Here is a 19,366-nt window from a genome sequence, read left to right on the forward strand (position 1 = left end):
GCGCGGTCGACGCGCTCGCCGTTGGCGAGCATCTCGCCGACAGCTTCACCGTCCAGGTCGACGACGGCCATGGCGGCCTCGTCGCCCAGGTGGTGGCGATCACCATCACCGGCACCAACGACGCGCCAGTTGGTGTGAACGACACCAGCGCCAGCCTCGGTGCTGTCGCGGCCACCGAGAAGGGCGGCACCCTCAACGGCTCCGGCGGCAATAACGGCACCGGCAACGTGCTGACCAACGACAGCGATGTCGACAGCGCAAGCCTGACGGTGAGCGGCATCCGCACCGGTGGCGTCGAAGGCGCCGGCACTGCGGGTTCCGTCGGCCTCGGCCTCGTCGGCGCGCATGGCACGCTGACGCTCAACAGCAACGGCAGCTACACCTATGTGGTCAACGAGAACGACGCGACGGTGCAGGCGCTCAATACGGGCGGCTCGACCACGGACACCTTCAACTACACCGTCAGCGACGGCAGCCTGACCGACACCGCCGTGCTTACCGTCACCATCAACGGCGCCAATGACGCGCCGGTTGGTGTGAACGACACCAGCGCCAGCCTCGGTGCTGTCGCGGCCACCGAGAAGGGCGGCACCCTCAACGGCTCCGGCGGCAACAACGGCACCGGCAACGTGCTGACCAACGACAGCGATATCGACAGCGCAAGCCTGACGGTGAGCGGCATCCGCACCGGTGGCGTCGAAGGCGCCGGCACTGCGGGTTCCGTCGGCCTCGGCCTCGTCGGCGCGCATGGCACGCTGACGCTCAACAGCAACGGCAGCTACACCTATGTGGTCAACGAGAACGACGCGACGGTGCAGGCGCTCAATACGGGCGGCTCGACCACGGACACCTTCAACTACACCGTCAGCGACGGCAGCCTGACCGACACCGCCGTGCTTACCGTCACCATCAACGGCGCCAATGACTCAGCGGCGCTCTCCTCCGCCTCGGTCAACCGGACCGAGGGCAATACGACGGCGGCGATCAGCACTAGTGGTTCGCTGACAATCTCGGACGTCGACAGCCCGGCAACTTTCGTCGCCCAAGGCGGCACCGCTGGGACCTATGGCACCTTCGCAATCAACGCGGCCGGTGCCTGGACTTATGCCGCGTCCTCGGCGCATGACGAGTTCGTCGCCGGTCAGCATTACGTCGAAGACTTTGACGTTGTCAGCGCCGACGGCACTCACACCTCGGTGCACATCGACATCCTCGGAACCAACGACGCACCAGCACTGGATCTGAACAGCGGAACCTCAGGAACTTCCACAAGTATCAACTACACGGCCGGATCGGCAGGAACAGCGATCGCGCCTTCGGGAACGGTAACGGATATCGACTCGGCCGATTTCGGCGGCGGCTCGCTGACCGTCGCATTTACCACAAACGGCGCGGCGGCGGACCAACTGACGATCCAGAACCAGGGCAACGGCGCGGGCCAGATCGGCACCAGTGGCAGCAGTGTCACCTACCAGGGCACGTTAATCGGAACGTTTGCAGGTGGCTCGAATGGGTCGAATCTCGTCGTCACGTTGAACGCCAGTGCCACACCCGCAGCGGTGCAGGCGCTTGTAGATCACATCCTCTATTCCAACGCGACCAGCCCCACCATCGCCAAGACGGTGACCTACACGTTGGTTGATGGAGACGGTACGGTCAATGGAGGCGCGGATACCAGTACAGCTACAGCGACGATCAATGTGACGGGTGGTGATACAACACCTCCCACCGTCTCGGTAAGTCATCTGTTGTCGCAGAGTCACCAGCAATCGACGTTCACTGTGCACGCAACTGATGTAAGCGGCATTCAAAGCGTCCAAATTCTTGATAGCGTCAATGGTGGTTCGCCAACGGTGCTATACACGTTCACTGCTGCGGAAATGCAAGCTGCGGTAAATGGAAACTACGTCCACGAATTCACCGATGGCACAGCTCCGTTTGCCCTGATCAATAACGATACGCATCAGATAACTGCGAAAGTTGTGGACAACGCTAATAATGTCGGAACTGCGTCGGACCCTGTAATCTTCAACACAAACGGTGGAAATCAGAGCAATTCCAAGTTTTCCGCTCCCGCCGGCACCTCCGGCGAGCCCATCAACCTTGCCCTCACCGACCCCTCACATGAAGGTGCCCTCATCACCGTCACGGTGAAGGACGTGCCTTCGGGCTGGACCATCGACGGCGCGACCCATAATACCGACGGAAGCTGGACGACACAGACCAACGACTTGCACAGCCTGACCGTCACCACGCCGCCCGAATTCACCGGCGCCGCCGTGCTCGACGTCCAGATGACCTGGACCAACGCCGACGGCACCTTGGGCAGTGCGTCGATCGCCGACAATGTCGAGGCTTATGCCCCGGGCTCGCCGATCCTTGCCTGGTCAGGTGACGACGTGCTGACCGGCTCCCACGGCAACGATCTCTTCGTCTTCTCGCAACCGATCGGCGCCGACACGGTGCACAATTTCGATGCAGCCGCCGACCAGATCGATCTCATCGGCTATAACGGATTGACGGATTTCGCCGACCTCCAGACGCATATCGCCGATGACGCCCACGGCAATGCGGTGATAGCGCTCGGCGATGGACAGTCGATCACGTTGGACGGCGTCCACTCGAGCGCGCTGACTGGAAGCAATTTCGTCTTCGACCAGACACCGGTGGTCAACAATTCAGGCACCATGACAATCGGCGACGGCGCTCTGCTGCCGCTGAGCGGCATAATCAACAACAGCGGCCTCATCTCGCTCGAGTCGGTCGGCGGCGATACGCTGCTGCAGGTCATCCAGCATGGGGCGACCCTGCAAGGCGGCGGACACATTGACCTGTCCGACAGTGCCTTCAACGTCATCTCCGGCACCGGTCCGGACGTCTCGCTGATCAATATAGACAACACGATCTCGGGCGCCGGCCAGCTGGGCGACGGTATGCTCGGCCTCGACAACAGGGGCACCATCATCGCTTCGGGCACCAACGCCCTGGTCATCGACACCGGCGGCAGCGTCGTCATCAACTCCGGCACGCTTGAAGCAACCGGTTCGGGCAGCCTGATCGTCGGCGGCGGGATCGCGAATTCCGGCATGCTTTCGGCCAATGGCGGCAACATCGTCATCCACGGCGAAGTCACCGGCGACGGCGATGCCACGATCGGCAACCTGTCGAAGCTGGAATTCGGCGCAGCGTCGTCGACGGATGTCACCTTCGCGCAGAACGCGGCCGGCACGCTGGAACTCGATGACTCCTTTGACTACAGCGGACGGATCGGCGGCATCACCAACGACGACAAGCTGGACCTCAACGACGTCTTGTTCGGCACCGGCACGACGGTTGCCTATCAGGCCAGCCAGGACGGCAGCGGCGGCACGTTGACGGTCTCCGATGGCGCCCACAATGCCACGCTGCATTTGCTCGGCACCTATGATGCAAACGGCTTCAGGCTTGCCGATGATGGCGAAGGCCATACCGTCGTCACCTACAATCCGGAGTTCACGCTGACGGGCGTAGCCGTGGGAACGAGCGAGTTCGTGTGACGGAAAGAGAGCGAGCCCGCAATCACGCGCGGCTCGCGCGGTTTCTGCGCCGGTCGAGCGTTTAGCTTACGAATTAAGGTTTATGGAAGCTTTACGTGCACATCGGGTGGCCCGCGGAAGGATCGGGAGTAGTATCGGGTCCGGGCATGCATTTTGGACAGGGGGGCGGTTCTCCGCTGGGTATTTTGGGTCTCGACAGCAAATCCAAGGTGGTGAGGGAAGCGCTTCGCGCCTGCCGCCGCTATTTCCTGTTTGCGGCGGCGTTCAGCCTGGCGATCAACCTGCTTTATCTCGCATCCCCGCTCTACATGCTGCAGATCTACGACCGGGTGGTCACCAGCGGCAGCGAGACCACGCTGGTGATGCTCACCCTGGTGTTGCTTGCCGCTTTCCTGGCTCTTGCCGGCCTCGACCTTGTGCGCGCCGCCATCCTGACACGCGCCAGCGCGCGGCTCGACCGGCTGCTTTCGGCAAAGATCCTCGCCGCGTCCGTCGAAACTCCGTCCCCCGGCTCCTCGCCGAGCCAGCCAATCCGCGACTTCGATACGTTCAGGCAGGTCATCACCGGCAGCGGCATCCACGCCCTGTTCGACCTGCCATGGTCGCCCATCTATATCGGCATCATCTTCCTGCTGCATCCGTGGCTCGGCTTCTTCGCATTGGGCTGCTCGTTGCTCTTGATAGGCATGGCCGTGCTCAACGAGTATCTCGTGCGCTCGCCGCTAAAGCAGGCCAACGAGCTGGCGACGAACAACTATAACTTCACCGAAATGAGCCTCAGGAACTCGGAAGTCGTTCGCGCCATGGGGATGATCGACGGCCTCATCCGCCGCTGGGGCCGCGACCGCAACCTGGCACTGCGGCGCCAGGCGGAGGCAAGCGACCGTGCCGCCCTGATGTCGGGCCTGATCCGCTTCCTGCGGCTCACCATGCAATCGCTGATCCTCGGCCTCGGCGCGTATCTGGTCATCGAAAGGCAGATTACCGGCGGCACCATGTTCGCGGCGAGTCTCCTGCTGGGCAGGGGGTTGCAGCCTGTCGAGCAGATCGTCGGCCTCTGGCGCAGCCTGATCCTGGCTCGGGCAGCGTTTGCAAGGGTCGAGAAGCTGGTCGACGGGGGCGCGCGGAGGGAAAGAGCGTTCAACCTGCCCAAGCCCAGCGGCACGATCTCCGTCGAGCAGGTAAGCTTTGCAATTCAGAGCCAGCAGAAAGTGCTTCTGCGCGACGTGTCGTTTCGGTTGGAGGCTGGCGAGGCGCTCGGAATCGTTGGCCCTTCCGGCGCCGGCAAGTCTACCCTGGCGCGCCACCTTGCCGGCGTCATGCAACCCAGCCGCGGCACAGTCAGGCTGGATGGTGCCGACCTGTCGCAATGGGGGCACGACGCACTCGGTGATCACATTGGCTACCTGCCGCAGGATATCGAACTCTTCTCCGATACGATCGCGGCCAACATCGGCCGCTTCAAGACCAATGTCGACCAGGAGGTGATCGATGCCGCGCGGCTCGCCGGCGTGCACGAGATGATCATTCGCCTGCCGCAGGGTTACGAGACTCAGATCGGCGAAGGCGGCGCAGTGCTGTCGGGAGGATACCGGCAACGGATCGCTCTTGCCCGGGCGGTGTTCGGCACGCCGAAACTGATCATTCTCGATGAGCCGAGCTCCAATCTAGACGCTGATGGCGACCGCGCGCTGAGTGACTGCGCGATTGAGCTGAAGCGCCGCGGCAGCACAGTGATCATCGTCTCGCACCGGCCCTCGACCTTGGCGAATGTCGACAAGATCCTGCTGTTGCGCGATGGCGCCGTCGACGCCTTCGGGATGAGAAACGAGATTGTGGCGCTGCTCAACCAGCGCGGGGCTCCAATCGCGGTGGCGACCCAATGAGCTATGGTCGGAGAGATCGATGAGCGACAGCGCCCTCACTTACCATAGCCTGCCCGGCGAGGCCGGCATCCTGGCTCCGGATTCCATCCGGGTGCCGGCCTATATCGGCCTGCTGATCATAATGGCCTTTTTCGGAATTTTCGGCGGCTGGGCAGCTTTTGCCCCTCTGAACGGCGCCGTGCTCGCCGACGCCATCGTCAAGGTGGAAGGCAATCGAAAGAGCGTACAGCATTTCGACGGCGGTACGGTGAAGGAGATCCGCGTCAAGGATGGCGATGTCGTCAGGAAGGGCGACATAATGCTGAAACTGGACGACACCAGGATTCGGTCCGAATTCAATCTCTATGCCCAGCAATATGCGCTGTTGCGCGCAACCGATGCCAGGATCAGGGCCGAACTGGACGGCAGCGAGGCTGTTGCCTTCCCCGAGGACATTCTCAAAGAGCACGAGGACTACCTCAAGGATGCGATGGCCAATCAACTCGCCGATCTGGAAACCCAGCGTGCCTCGATGGCCGGCGCCAAACAGATACTCCAGCGTCGCATTGCTGAGCTCGAGGAGCAGATACGTGGCAAGCAGTCTCGGGTCGAGTCCTACCAGGCTCAGCTCAACTCGACGATCGAGGAGAAGGCCAGCCTGTCGAAGCTGCTCAAGGCCGGATTGACGACGCGCCCACGCATCCTGGAACTGGAAAGGTCCGCCTCGGATTTGCAGGGCTTGATCGACGATAACCTCGGCGCGATCGGCGGCAGCCAACAGAGCAAAGCCGAACTCGAGAGCCAGATCGCCCAATTGACCAATGAGCGTCGGACCAAGCTGTCGGCCATGCTGATCGATACGCAATCGAATCTTTCCGACCTCGTACCCAAGATGTTTGCCGCCCGGGCTGCCATGGACCGGGCCGAAGTGCGCGCGCCCTATGATGGCCAAGTGATGGATCTCAGCGTCTTTTCGATCGGTGCGATCGTGGCGCCGGGCCAGACCATCCTCGACATCGTGCCGACCGAGAATTCACTGATCGTACAGGCACAAGTTCGCGTCGAGGATATATCGAACCTGCGTCCCGACATGGCCGCCGAAGTTCGCTTCACATCATACAAGCAGCGTTCGATACCCATAATTCATGGGCGCGTCACCCGTATTTCGGCGGATCGCATTACCGATACCAAGACCGGCTTTCCCTATTACCTCGCCGACGTAGCGGTCGATCCGGTGGAATTGGCCGCGGCCCCACAGATCACGCTTTATCCGGGCATGCCGGCGTCAGTCATGATCGTTACCGAGCAACGCACGGCACTCGACTACATTTTAGGCCCGCTGGTTGTGTCGTTCCACTCAGCGTTTCGCCAGAAATGACGGGGCAGTCCGACAGCGCCCGCGGCGAGAACTCCCGCTAATCAGTCGTCGAAAAATGCTTCTCTCCGCGTTGCGGCGCGCCTGGCCATCTATAGGCTCGGACGTATGTTAGGCGTTTGCTGAATTGGTTCAGCCGCTTACCAAGCTCCGCATCGAGGGCTGTATGCGGTCCCGAGTAATGTCGACCGTCGCAAGGGTGACAGGCAGCTTAAACCGTCGTGGGCCAGCGCTGCCCGGATTCAAATAAAGCACGCCATCCACTGTCTCCATCCTCGGCACATGCGAGTGACCGGACACGATCAAATCGATGCCCTGGAGAACCGGATCGATCTGCAGCGTCTTGAGATCATGAAGCACGTAGATTGCTCGCCCGGCGAGGTGTACGAGCTTGGTTTCTGTGTATTCCACTGCCCACCCACCGGTGTCCACGTTACCTCTGATTGCGGCAACCGGTGCGATACCGCGAAGCGCGGTGATGATCTCGGGCAGGCCGATGTCTCCCCCATGAATGATGTGGTCGACCCCGGCCAGGCAACGCACCGCCTCCGGCCTCAGCAAGCCATGCGTATCCGAGATGATGCCAATTCTGAACGTCATAACTCTATCATTAGACGGTGAGGGTCGTGAAATCCGTAGCGACAACGCTGTTCGTAAACGTTGGAACGGCTTCCGCGAGAATTTCTTCGTCGCGATAGCGGCCGGAGATGTGGGTAAGAACGAGCTGCTTTACCTCACTGGCCGCTGCCAGCGAAGCTGCCTCCGCAGCTGTCAGATGTCCGTAGTCGCGCGCCATCGCTGCATCTCGTTCCAGGAATGTGGCTTCGATGACCAGCAGATCGGCGCCGCTCACCTGGTCGGCCAATCCATCGGTGGTTTCGACGTCGCCGACAATGACCAGTTTCTTGCCGGCTTCGGGCGGTCCGAGGACGGCTTCGGGAGCAATCGTTCTGCCGTCGGGGAGAGAAATTGAGCGGCCTTCGGCCAAGTCCTTCCGGATCGGACCGTCTGGCACGCCCAGACCTAACAAGCGGTCCGAACGGAGGTGACGACGCGCCGGCGTCTCGAAGACGAAGCCGTAGCTGTCGGTGTCGCGATGGCGAACTTGAAAGCAGTCGACCGTGAACTCATCCACCTCGAACACGCGTCCGGGGACAAGGGGCACGAGTTGCAGCGGGATCGGCGCGCGTCCCTCACCCCAAAGGCCAGCGAGCATGCGGGCGACGACGTCGAGGGTGTCGGCGCTGCCATAAACGGTCACAAGGTCCTCGCTCTGCCGAAGCCGAAGCGTCGAGAACAAGCCTGGAATCCCGAGCACATGGTCGAAATGCGCGTGCGTGAGGAGCAGGCGATCAAGTCGCCTGAATCCGGCGCCGCTGCGCAGAAGCTGACGCTGGGTGCCTTCCCCGCAATCAACCAGCACCCGCTGACTGCCGGCCTCAACGAGCAGCGCCGGGTGATTGCGCTCGGCCGAGGGCACGCTGGCCGAGGTGCCAAGCAAGATAAGCCTGAAGGTCATGCGAGCAGTCTACCTCGCGGGCAACCAGACCTCAAAGCGGGCCAAAGAGCGGTCCTGGATAGACTTCGCTTAACCGGCTTGGCGCAACAGTTGTCGGCGAACTTGCTGGCCGAGAAGGCCGGTGGGAAGGATGCCGCCTTGCTTGCTGCCTCGCTGGCTGCCTCGCTCTAAAGAGTAAGCGCGAGTGAATCGGCACCGAGGGTCGCTATCGCGCTGCGTTACTTCTCGGCGGAAGTCGGAGTTAGTCGTGCGCTCTGGCGGCGGGCTCTCCGGAACTGACCTCCTCTCAGGAGGCCTGCGAGCTCGGCGGTCAGGTGCACCGCAAACTGACCCTGCTTCCTGCCCGAGCCGTCAGGCGGCTCGCCTGAAGCATAAACGGATCGCGGGCCGATGACGCCCGCTGGTTTTCGCCGTCACTTCTGGTGAAGTTGATGACGCGCCCTAGCGCGCAACACCAGCGACCGGCAACGTCACGATCGACTACGTGAGGAACAAGATCCGCTGCCAGCAACGCATTGTTATCATGCACGAATATCTGCTTCCGAGACGAAAGCGACCACTATCGGTCCCCGTAGCCTTATGGCAGAAGGGCAACAAGCTCCGTCGAGTAAAAAGTCATTCCGGAAAGCCAGCCTTGCGAAGGCCTTCGAGGTACATGTCTCGCAAGGCCAGGTCGCGATAAGGCTGGGATTCGACCCAATGGCTAATCTTGAAATGGGGGTTTGTTGCCAGATATAGCGTGGCCTCTTCACGCGCTTCCTCTAACCTGCCGAGCACCGCTAGGATCGACGCCAAATTAGCCCTGGATTCGGTTCGATATGTTGCGTCATTCCTCAGCGTCTTCACTGCTTCCTCATAGTTACCGGCGGCTGACTGGGCCTCTCCGAGTAACCAGAAATACCAGCTGGGCGGGCGAGGATTCAGGCGCAATGCCTTCTCGATGCAGGCGATGGCCTCAACTCCGAGACCTTCATAGGTCTTCAGATCCCCGAAGTTTGCCCAAGCATCGGCGTCGTTCGGATTGAGCCGGAGCGAAATCTCATACTCCTTGGCAGACTCATCCCATTGGCGCTCGAGGAGGAGTATGAACGCGAGCACCCAATGCGTGCCAGAATTTTCGGGATCGAGTTCAACCGCCTTTCTTGCCGAAGCCATAGACTGCTGACGAAGGGGGTACATCGGATGGTTCCTAAGGACCCAGGCCTCGCACTGACTGATCGCCAACCAACGATAGGCATCCGCGTATTTAGGATCGAGCGCAATGGCCCGCTCGAACAAGGGAATGGCCGCAACGCTCGCCTCCGTGGAGTGTGCCCATTCAGCCCGCCGCCGTAGATAGAGATCATAGGCCCCCGGTTCGTTGGCCGATAACGCTCCTTCAGGTTAGCGGCGGCCAACTTTCCGGCGAGCTCCTCCACAATCTTTCCGACGACTTCGTCTTGTGCCGCGAAGATGTCGGCAAAGTCCCGGTCGAAGCGATCCGCCCAGATGTGCCCTCCGGCGGGTGCATCGATGAGCTGGGCATTGATCCGCACGCGGTCCGCCACCCGTCGGGCGCTACCCTCCAGTACATATTTCACGCCCAGTTCGCGAGCGATCTGGCGGGTGTCTACCGATCGGCCCTTATAGGCAAAGGACTGCAATTCGATCCTGCGCCGGACCTTGGCGTATGGCGCTACCATGGGTGGAGGAGCCGCAAATTCCGCCGAGTTTGACTCCGCAGACTCTCAGTAAGCCTGAAGCACGTCTTCGTACCGTTTTGAGTGCGCTTGAAGCGCTTCCCCCGATCTATCTTCCTTCGTTGAGGAACATTCGGGCTTGAGCGAAGTTGGCGTGATGGCCCGCTCTTTTGAGGCGCCGAATGTGGGATAGCGGACCTCAGGGAGGAAGCTATGCCACGTGCCACGCCTTCGCTTCACGTTTCTCGACGCCGCGCACTGAAATTTGGTCTGGGAGCGACGCTCGCTTCAGCCGCCGGCATTGTGCCGGGTATGCCCGCTCATGCACAGGATGACGTAAAGGACGAAGACATTTTCCGCTTCGCACTCAACCTCGAATACATGGAGGCCGAATACTACCTCCGGGGCACCACAGGAAAAGGCATCGACAGCTCCGACGCTGGATCCAAACCCGGCGAGGTCGTCGGCGGCAAACAAGTTTCCTTTGAAACGCCCGCGCTCGCTGAATTTATGCGGGAAGTCGCGGAAAATGAACTTGCTCATGTCAGGTTCTATCGGAAGACACTTGGGTCGGAAGCGGTGGACCGGCCGGCGATCGATTTCGATGGCGGCTTTGCTGCGGTCGCGAAGGCGGCGAGCCTAGGTGCCGACTTCGATCCCTTTGCCAACCAAATGAATTTCGTGCTCGGCGGGATGCTGTTTGAGGACGTGGGAGTGACCGCCTATGCCGGCGCGGCGACGGTGCTAAAGAAGAAGGAATTCCTGGCTGCTGCAGCTGGTATTCTTGCCGTCGAGGCCTACCACATGGGAATGGCGCGGTCGTCGCTCTATCGCATGGGTGAGAAGGCCTGGAGGGCTGCTAACGCGATTTCCGACGCGCGGGACAAGCTCGATGGACCTGAGGATAAGGACCAAGGCATCTATGTGGACGGCAAAGCCAACTTCGTTCCTTCGACGCCAGATGGGATTGCCTTCACAAGGACGCCGCAAGAGGTGCTGCGCATCGTTTATCTGACCGATCGGTCCGGTGTGAGCAAGGGCGGGTTTTACCCGAACGGGATGAACGGAAAGCTCAAGAGCACGTAGCGCTAGAGATGTATCTTGTGGTCTGGACGAGAACCCGATGAACGTCAGCAGTGAGGCGACCAAGTCCTTATGGACGCTTGACACCAACTTCCCTGGCGCTCCCCGCCTCGAGCAGGACGAGCATTGCGATGTGGTGGTCATTGGCGCCGGCATCGCCGGAGTTTCCGTCGCCTATGAACTGGCCCTAGCAGGACGTGAGGTGATCCTCGTCGATCGAGGGCCCTTGCTCGGCGGCATGACATCCCGAACGACGGCCCATTTGGCGCCCATCTGCGACGACGGCTTGCGGGAGCTGGTCGATATGCGCGGGGAGGCCCTCGCGCGTGGATATCAGGAAAGTCAGCAAGCCGCCGTCGACCGCATCGAACAGCACGTCGCTAATCTGGAGGTGGACTGCGACCTCCGGCGGCTGGACGGGTTCCTTTTCCCGGCCGTCTGGATGGACGAGAAGGAGGCCGCCGATGAATGCGACAGGGAGTACGCAGCCGCGGTACAAGTTGGAGCTGCTGTCGAGCGTGGCAAGGGTGTGCCGCTGAGGGGTCATGAAACGGCGCCCATCCTGCGCTATCCGGGCCAGGCCACCTTTCACCCGCTGAAATACCTTCGCGCGCTGCTGGCTGATTTCGAAAAGCGAGGCGGCAAGGCGTTCGCAGACAGCGCCGTCGTGGAAATTGAGGAGGGGGACCACGTTCGCCTGAAATGTGAAGGCGGCGCTACGATCACGGCGTCCAACGCGGTGTTTGCCACGAATTCACCAATCAATACCTGGGTCAAGATCCACAGCAAGATGGCCCCCTACCGCACGTACGCGATGGCTTTCGATATCGCCAAGGGGATTCTCCCGGATGCGCTCTACTGGGACATGGATGATCCATACTACTATATCCGCCTCAATCCTGGCCCCGGCACGACTGACTATCTGATCGCCGGCGGTCGCGATCACAAATCAGGCGAAACGGATGACGGCGACGCGCGCTTCGCTGCACTCGAAGCCTGGACCAGGGCATTGCTCCCCGATCTTGGTAGAGAAAGAGCGAGATGGTCTGGTCAGGTTCTCGAAACGATCGACTATTGCGGCTTTATCGGCCGAAGCCCCGGCACCGGTAACGTTTTCGTTGCCACCGGCGACTCCGGCCAAGGCATGACCCATGGCGCATTGGCCGGACTGCTGATCCGCGACTTGATCGTGGACGGATCGAACAGCTGGGAAGCCGTGTACGCCCCGGACCGGACACCGCCCGCCGCGTTCGCGCATTACGTCAATGAGAACTTTACGACGGTGAAGAACCTTGCCGGCTACTTGCTGCCCGGTGAGATCAAGTCGGCCGACGATCTCAAGCCTGGTGAGGGGCGGGTCCTTCAGGACGGCTTGAGCAAGCTCGCCGTGTGCCGCGACCGCGACGGAAAGGTGCACAGGCATTCTGCGAGTTGCACCCATCTGGGCTGCATCGTGCACTGGAATTCCACCGAGCAGTGCTGGGATTGCCCCTGTCACGGCTCGCAGTTCTCGCCAGACGGAACCGTCCTCAATGGGCCAGCGATCCGAGGTTTAGTTCGGTCGACATCATGATGGCAAGGGCAATTTGCATGAACATGCAAGGCGACTTCTCCAAAAGTGCCGTCCGGCACCTTGTCCTTTGCTATTTCCAGCAGCGCCCTTGCTGCCTTATCTTCAGCGGATTGCAGGATCGGAAGGTCGGTTGCTTCGGTGTCCGGTAGAGAAGGCTGGTGGGAGGCCGCCGATTGTGCGGCCTCTGCTTTGATCACATCCCCGCGTGAGTCCAGGCTAACTACCTGCAAGGTTCATCTTGTCGAGAGCCGCCTTGAGGCCGCGCGCCAGCTTGACGGCATCATCGTTGGCCCAAAAATGCATGAAGAAGAGCCGCGGCTGTTCATTGAGCATGTGGCTGTGCAAAGCCGTGACCTCAATGCCGTTCTCGCGCAGAGCACGCAGCACGGGTTTGACCTCCGAGGCGATCAACACGAAATCCCCCGTGATCGCAGCCTTGTCGCCTCCGGTTGGCTGGAAGTTTATGCCTATGGCGCTGCCCATGGACGCAGAGATCGTCATGCCGCCGTCGGTGATCGTTTCGGCCCGTGGGATAGTGAATTGGTAGATACCGCCGTTTGCCTTGCCCTTGCGACCGATGGCCTGGTCGACGGAGGTGGTGTCAAACGCGATCTGCGGCTGTGCGGCAGCGGGCGTTGCATTGTCCATCGGCGTCTTGCTCAGCGCCAACCCGGCATGAAGCGCCGTGGCGAGCGCGACCGGGTCGCCCTCGCCGAAGACATGCATGTAAAGCGTCATCGGCTCCGAGCTCAGCAGGTGGTTGTGCAACGCGGTGATCTCGATCCCACCTTCTTCGAGCTTCTCCATGACCGGGTTCACTTCGTCCTGTGTCAGGACGATATCTCCCATGACCATTGCTTGGTTTCCCATCGGTCCGAACGCGACCCAGCCGCCAAGGGCAAAGCCAGGCTTAAGGGCTACTCCATCGAGCGATACTTTCAAATCGGTTCGCGGCAGGCCGACCCTGTAGACGCCATCGGGCATCTCGGTTCCGGATTTGCCGAATGTTTTTGCAACCGTTTTCCAATCGGGAGCTGCGGCGGCTGGCTGGAGCAGCGCTGACATCGCCATCGCCATCGCACCGAAGATGAGTTTTGCATGCATGGGACACCTCCTTGCGATCCGCCCCACTATCCAAATTGGTCATGCGGCGCTGGCTTCAAGGCTGGTGGCCAACTGTGGGTCTCCGACTTGCGGCGTGAGGCCCAGGCGTAGAGCGCGTCATAGATGACGAAGCCCTGCTTCAGCACTTCGTGGTCATCGGGTGTCACATCCCGCAGACCCCTAGAGATCGCGAGCAGGCCCGAGACTGTGGCGTCAGATCGTGCCGGTCGGTGTCGGCACCGCGCACGATCGCGGCAACGGTCACGATGGCCGGGTCTCGCTCGAGGCCATGTTTTGAGACGAAGGTGTCAAAAATGCAGCCGTCACCGACATGCGTGAATTCGAACGTCATACGGCGTCGCGCCTATTTCCCGGGCAACAGGGATCACCTGATCAGCCGGCACAAAGAGAAACTCCGGTTCCTTGTCGATGAAGCGTGCAATCAGCGAAAGCCAGGCGCTCGGCACAGGAGCTATTGAACGATCAGCCCTTGGCCGTTGCGGAGGTCGGTCTCGCTATCGGCGCCGCGATAGGCGCCATGCTGCCCCATACCGCAGTGGAGGATGAGCAACTGGGCGGATATCGCGAGAAGCTTCGCAACACCTCGGAGACCATGCTCGAGCAAGGCCTCGATCAGGCCAAGCAGGTTGCCGCAGACGCCTACGAGACGATCAACCAGGAAGCTGGACGGCAAGACACCCAGGCCGGCACGGTGGCCGACCAGATTGGTGAAATCGTCAAGTCCGCGGCCGACAGGACGGAGCAGTCCGTACAGGAACAGCTTTCTCTTCCTTCAGAGCAAAAGTCCTAGGTGTGTAGTCCCCAACGACCGGATCTAAGTCCCCGTCAGCTGCTATTCGCCGCAGACACAAACAGGCTGACGGGTGTCGGAGTATGCGGATCAGGTCGAGCGCGTTGCTGCATGCGTCCTCGGCCATCTGCTGGAACATGTGTCAGACGCCAAGGTTCGGGAGGCGGCCGCCACTCCTGCGGTTTTCACAACGTGACTGCCCGCTAGCTCCGGCCGGCGGCTTTTTCGCGCCCGGAACACTATCGGGAGGCGCAGGTTAATCAAACAGTGGTCGATTCCTTCCTCCGATGTAGCCACGCGGATAAGGCGGCACGTGGCGTGGCGCCACGTGGAGGTTTTTTTCGTCTGCTGCTGTTTCACCGCAGCACAAACCGCACGGCACAGAAATTGCAACCTAGCCAAAGCGTGGGTCACCCCGCCCCGGGCAAGTCCCTTGACTAGTCCTAGGGACGCCCGCCGCTGCCGTGAATAGCGAGGCGGGAGCGGGATGTTGCGACGCCGTTTAAATCTTTTGGCAGCTCGCTTGAGCAGCCCCTGACCTTTCCCAGCGACATTGCCGAAAAGGACAAACTTCCGATGGGAAAAAGAGTGGCCCCGGGGTGATCGATCCCTCCCTTCAAGATGAAGAGCTTTTTTTCTGTTCCTTTTTATTCTGTTGAGCTTCCCGTTGTGCCTTCAAACGAGCCTTCTTTGCCGCGCGCTGAGCCCGCTCCCCATCCAGCAGTTCTTTCGACACACGGTCTGACTCCGCGCGTACCTTCACCATACGCGTACTTTTCGAGCCATCTGGTCACCTCCGCTGTCATAAGCGATCAGGCGGCCTCTGGCTCCGGATCCTCGAGCAAACGCCCGGGATTGCTGCCACAGCGGAACAATCTGGATTATGTTTGTTGTAGACCATGGACGAGAACGAGCCCTTCTAAGGTATATCGGTGAGCCTATTGCTGGCCGTGGTACGGTTGCAGGTGGCGCTGGAGAGACGGTGCGGCGGGACAGGCCAGGAGGCCGGCAACCGCCCAGGGACAACGGCTCGCCCCGAGCAACGGCTAGATCAGCGAAGCCGATGAGCACAGCGGCCCCGACAGTGGGCGGGGGCTGGGTTTGCCGGAGCCGCCTGCGCAGTCAGGGGTGGTTTGACCGCGCTCCCCAGAATAGGACAGCGCGGTCAAAGAGTCGGCAACTCTGTTCGTGCCGAGGAGTTCCTCCATTCGGCGGTGGTGCTATCTGGAAGACTTACTTGCGTTCCCGCCGCGGCAGGCAACACCCCTTCAGCAATTCCATTGGCCGCAGCAGCGCTTGCCTGAGCCGCGCTTTGGCTGGGAATAGGGACCCGCTCCGTGTAGCGTTCTGGAGCGGGTTCCTGCTGCCCACGAAATGATGTCTTCTCAAAGCCGCGCCGAGGCCGCGGCAGTGCCTTGGTCGAGCAACAGTGCGCCTCAGGCGGCCGCCTGCAAGGCCCGCTCGTTCGCACCGCTTTCGCCGAGCTTAGTTAGGGTCTCATCGGTGGCGGATTCTTCCTTGAGAGTCTGGCGCAGCAAGGGCAGGGCATCTTTCAGGCCCAGTTGCTCCGCCCACGCAATCAGCGTGCCGTAGCGCGCTATTTCATAGTGCTCGACCGACTGGGCGGCCGCCACGAGGCCGGCGTCGAGTGCCGGCTCGTTCTTGTATTCCTCGAGGATTTCCGAACCCTCTTCGATGATGCCGTCGATCGCGGGACACGTCTTGCCCCGGGCCTGCTTGCCTAGCATTTCAAAAACTTGCTCGAGCCGGTCGATCTGACCTTCCGTCTCGGTGCGATGCTTTTCGAAGGCTGCGCTCACCTCTTCCGATTGCGCCGCTTTGGCCATCTTCGGCAGCGTCTTTAGAATTTTCTTTTCCGCGTAGTAGATGTCTTTCAGGCCATCCACGAACAGGCTTTCCAAGCCGTTCGCAGCGCCGGACGAACTGTTCTTCACCATCAATGTCTCTCCTTCGGTTGGCTTGCTGTTCCAAACAGAACGGCGTTCGCCCATTGTTCAAAGTTAGCGAAATTCGAGGAAGGCGTTTCGACTTCTCCGAACAACCACAACCGACAGACTTAAGCGACGTTCCCGTCGAAATATTTCGTGATCTTCATATTCGACAACCCAGAGGCAACGGGGACGGGCTGGGACGGTGATCACTTCGGCGGGCCCTTGCCGCCGCGTCATTAAATTTGGTCTATCATGCAGAGCGCGGCTTTTGGCCCGGAAGGCACCAGAAGACCTCTCGGCGGCGACCTTCCTAGAGGCGGCAAACGCAATTGCAGGACGGCGTCCATAGCGTCGTGCCAGCCGCATCGCCAAAAGGGCCAGCAGTAAAACGGGAAAATAGGGCAATTCACCGAATCCGGCTGTCGTCGGCAGCCCGATGACGCTGCTGGTCTCGCAGGTCTGGTGGCGGAAGGCTGAGTTGCCACCCATTCCTTGGATTCGAGTCCCATCTCCTTCAAGGTGGAACCAATGTCCCGTCGTTAAGTTGGCCTCACTTCGGCACCGTCTTTAGGACGCGGCCTATTGGATTTTGTCGGCCGCGCTCCTGGGCGCGGGCGGGCAATGCGAGGCGCCGGATCGGCTAAACAAATCTCCATTCTGTCGTTGATCTGGGTGACTAGACCTTTGGAACGAAAACCAATTCCGGGAATTGGTATTCGTCTCGACAATACAGGAGGTCGCCATGGGTCGCGGTATATTGCTTTGGCTGCTCGGAGTTCCAATTCCGATCATCATTCTGCTCATGCTGTTCGCGCGCTAGGAGCTCCAGATGAACCCCGCAGTTGCTGACATTGAAGTTTCCGGCGCAAGGGAGTCGTCGTCATCCGCCGTAAGCTGGGCACCGATCATTGCGGGTGCTTTTGCTGCGTCGACGCTGACGATAATCCTGATGCTAATTGGCTCGGGACTGGGACTGACGATGGTTTCACCCTGGACCGGCGCAAGTGCGTCGGTCACCACTTTCGCGGTTTCGGCCGCCGTATGGCTGGTCGTCGTGCAATGGCTCTCGGCCGGGTTAGGCGGTTATCTTACCGGCCGCCTGCGCACGAAATGGGTCGGCGTTCACGATGATGAAGTCTACTTTCGCGATACCGCGCACGGCTTCCTTGCCTGGGCCTTAGCAACGCTGCTGGTTGCGGGAGTCTTCGGCTCGGCTTTATCGGCAACGATCGGGGCGGGTGTGCAGGCCACGTCCAACGTCGCCTCGGGCATGGCTGCGGGCGCTACTTCCGCCGCCACGAATGCCGCGGGCGGCGCGAGCGACAATAACAGCTTAGGCTACTTCGTCGATGCGCTGTTCCGGCCAGCCAATAGCGGAACCGCCGCTCCTGCTGGCCAGAACGATGCCAGCGCGACCGCTCAGGCGACCCGCATCCTTGTTGCGAGCGCTTCCAGGGGCGCGGTATCGGCCGACGACAAGACTTATCTTGCGAAACTGGTCGCATCCCGCACCGGGCTTTCGGAGGCCGATGCCGCAAAGCGCGTCGACACGGTTCTCGCAGGAATAGAAGACGCCAAGAACAAGGCGAAGGCCGCCGCAGACACGGCCCGGAAGGCAAGCGCCACTTTCGCGCTGGTCGGCGCCCTCTCGATGATCGTGGGTGCTTTTATCGCCGGCGTTGCCGCGGCACTTGGCGGCAACCAGCGCGATGAAGACGAGGCTCTGTTCGTTCGCGACTGACCCGCCAGCGCCGCTGCCGTTGCCCGCCCAAATTCGCCCGTCGGCTTGCCGGCGGGCGTTCGTCTTTGGTGGAACGTGGTAGTCGAAATCAAAGTCGGCCGGTCGAGAGTGTCCGCCAGAGCGAACGTGCTGTGGTGATGTTTGGCCCAGCCTCGCCTTGCCGGTCTTACCTCCATTCCTCCTGACGCCTTTCATTTTTCATAGGGGCACCTTTGCCTATTGTTGACCGGCGTTGCCTGGCCTCGTCAGCGTTGCGCCGAGGGCGAGGATGATCCGACGATCGCTGGGGACTGGAGCAAGACGCATGTTTAACGCCGACTCGCGACCATCCTTGGCATCCGGCCGCCACTTGCGCTTTCCGTCGATCATCAGGCCCGCGAAGGCCAGGCGCCGGTGGTTTTGCCTTCAACCGGGCCGATAGCTTCGCCGCAACGCTGCTACTTTTTCGCCAGCAAGACCGCTTCGCGCACCAGCGATGACAGACTGCCGACGCCGAGCAAATCAATTAGCTCATGGCCCTGGGTATTTGTAATGCCGGTTTTCCGCACAAGCCAGTCTACATGCCGTTCCTTTGCCGTTTGGAGCTGGCGGCGGCGCTCGTCATCGTCCTCGGCCATGGGGGCAGTCCTCATTGATCGCCCCAAACGCTCACCATGCTATTTGGTTCCGTGCCGGCCTGTTGCAGCGCGGGTCGGAAGGTTCCGCACCGAGGCCAGTTGCACGGCAGTGTCCGGCCAGTTCCGGCAGGCGGCGGCTTGTCGGCCGCTCAGCTTCGCGTCGCGGCCGATCGACGAGCGGCGATCTTGTCGATCATGCAAGAACCACCTGTGGGGCCGTCCGGTAAATCATATGTCCGGCATCGGCGACGATATCGACCACCGAGTTCCCGAGCTCGGCGTGCAGCCGCAATGCCTCGGCCGGTGCGTCGAAAAGCTGATCTCGGACAGTGACCGCTCGAACAAGCAAAGCACAAAACGAACGGATAAGTGTGCCGCGCAGGCGACTTGCCGGAATCGGAGCTTTGCGTCCATCTTTTCGACCAGGACTCGAGTTCGACATTGCTGGGATTGCCCATGATAGCCTCCTCGGTCCGGTGCTCGCGCATGGCCTTCAGAGTATGTCGTGCCA

14 protein-coding genes and 1 pseudogene are annotated in these 19,366 nt (G+C 60.9%); 7 read left to right on the plus strand and 8 right to left on the minus strand.

The annotated features are described in order from the left end of the window. From O7B34_RS31175 to O7B34_RS31185, 3 genes are all read left to right on the plus strand, one after another. On the plus strand, positions 1-3,536 hold a 3,536-nt coding region (locus tag O7B34_RS31175), incomplete at its 5' end, for a beta strand repeat-containing protein (protein ID WP_337143236.1). A 146-nt stretch (positions 3,537-3,682) separates the two neighbouring features. Next, positions 3,683-5,422 (plus strand): type I secretion system permease/ATPase, encoded by a 1,740-nt coding sequence (locus tag O7B34_RS31180; protein ID WP_337143237.1) that lies wholly within the window; start codon positions 3,683-3,685, stop codon positions 5,420-5,422. A 19-nt stretch (positions 5,423-5,441) separates the two neighbouring features. Next, entirely contained in the window at positions 5,442-6,779 is a 1,338-nt protein-coding gene (locus O7B34_RS31185; RefSeq protein WP_337143238.1) for an HlyD family type I secretion periplasmic adaptor subunit, read from the plus strand. A 129-nt stretch (positions 6,780-6,908) separates the two neighbouring features. Here the strand turns inward: O7B34_RS31185 and O7B34_RS31190 are convergent, their stop codons facing one another. From O7B34_RS31190 to O7B34_RS31200, 3 genes are all read right to left on the minus strand, one after another. Next, entirely contained in the window at positions 6,909-7,376 is a 468-nt protein-coding gene (locus O7B34_RS31190) for a metallophosphoesterase family protein (RefSeq protein ID WP_337149554.1), read from the minus strand. Between the two features lie 10 nt (positions 7,377-7,386). Then, on the minus strand, positions 7,387-8,295 hold the full coding sequence (locus O7B34_RS31195) for an MBL fold metallo-hydrolase (RefSeq protein WP_337143240.1): 909 nt from the start codon (positions 8,293-8,295) through the stop codon (positions 7,387-7,389). Positions 8,296-8,910: 615 nt separating this feature from the next. Beyond that, on the minus strand, positions 8,911-9,573 hold the full coding sequence (locus tag O7B34_RS31200; RefSeq protein ID WP_337143241.1) for a tetratricopeptide repeat protein: 663 nt from the start codon (positions 9,571-9,573) through the stop codon (positions 8,911-8,913). 614 nt (positions 9,574-10,187) lie between these two features. On the opposite strand from O7B34_RS31200, the gene O7B34_RS31205 reads away from it, so the two are divergent. Next, entirely contained in the window at positions 10,188-11,060 is an 873-nt protein-coding gene (locus O7B34_RS31205; protein ID WP_337143242.1) for a ferritin-like domain-containing protein, read from the plus strand. A 37-nt stretch (positions 11,061-11,097) separates the two neighbouring features. After that, positions 11,098-12,630 carry an FAD-dependent oxidoreductase gene (locus O7B34_RS31210; RefSeq protein WP_337143243.1) on the plus strand — a complete coding sequence of 511 codons (1,533 nt, stop codon included), beginning with the start codon at positions 11,098-11,100 and terminating at the stop codon, positions 12,628-12,630. Here O7B34_RS31210 and O7B34_RS32290 read toward each other — a convergent pair. The 3 genes and pseudogenes from O7B34_RS32290 to O7B34_RS31225 all read right to left on the minus strand — a co-directional run bounded on the left by O7B34_RS32290 (position 12,552) and on the right by O7B34_RS31225 (position 14,201). Continuing rightward, positions 12,552-12,827 carry a DUF6894 family protein gene (locus O7B34_RS32290; RefSeq protein WP_442921026.1) on the minus strand — a complete coding sequence of 92 codons (276 nt, stop codon included), beginning with the start codon at positions 12,825-12,827 and terminating at the stop codon, positions 12,552-12,554. The two genes, O7B34_RS31210 and O7B34_RS32290, sit on opposite strands and share 79 nt — an antisense overlap. A gap of 19 nt (positions 12,828-12,846) precedes the next feature. After that, positions 12,847-13,734: a DUF1259 domain-containing protein gene (locus O7B34_RS31215; RefSeq protein WP_337149555.1), complete on the minus strand. Its 888-nt coding sequence runs from the start codon at positions 13,732-13,734 to the stop codon at positions 12,847-12,849. Between the two features lie 26 nt (positions 13,735-13,760). Beyond that, positions 13,761-14,201: pseudogene (locus tag O7B34_RS31225) on the minus strand (chromate resistance protein ChrB domain-containing protein). Between the two features lie 8 nt (positions 14,202-14,209). On the opposite strand from O7B34_RS31225, the gene O7B34_RS31230 reads away from it, so the two are divergent. Then, entirely contained in the window at positions 14,210-14,545 is a 336-nt protein-coding gene (locus tag O7B34_RS31230) for a hypothetical protein (protein ID WP_337143246.1), read from the plus strand. A 1,436-nt stretch (positions 14,546-15,981) separates the two neighbouring features. Here the strand turns inward: O7B34_RS31230 and O7B34_RS31235 are convergent. Further along, a complete protein-coding gene (locus O7B34_RS31235) occupies positions 15,982-16,503 on the minus strand; it encodes a YciE/YciF ferroxidase family protein (RefSeq protein WP_337143247.1) in 522 nt (173 codons plus the stop codon). Positions 16,504-17,326: 823 nt separating this feature from the next. Here O7B34_RS31235 and O7B34_RS31240 point away from each other — a divergent pair. Beyond that, the gene (locus O7B34_RS31240) at positions 17,327-18,238 is read left to right on the plus strand and encodes a hypothetical protein (RefSeq protein WP_337143248.1); all 912 of its coding nucleotides are present in this window, start codon (positions 17,327-17,329) and stop codon (positions 18,236-18,238) included. Positions 18,239-18,675: 437 nt separating this feature from the next. On the opposite strand, the gene O7B34_RS31245 is transcribed toward O7B34_RS31240, so the two are convergent. After that, positions 18,676-18,855, minus strand: coding sequence for a hypothetical protein (locus tag O7B34_RS31245; RefSeq protein WP_337143249.1), 180 nt, complete (start codon positions 18,853-18,855; stop codon positions 18,676-18,678). Positions 18,856-19,366: the final 511 nt, after the last annotated feature.

It is taken from the genome of Mesorhizobium sp. Cs1299R1N3, from assembly GCF_037179625.1.
Classification (GTDB): domain Bacteria; phylum Pseudomonadota; class Alphaproteobacteria; order Rhizobiales; family Rhizobiaceae; genus Mesorhizobium; species Mesorhizobium salmacidum.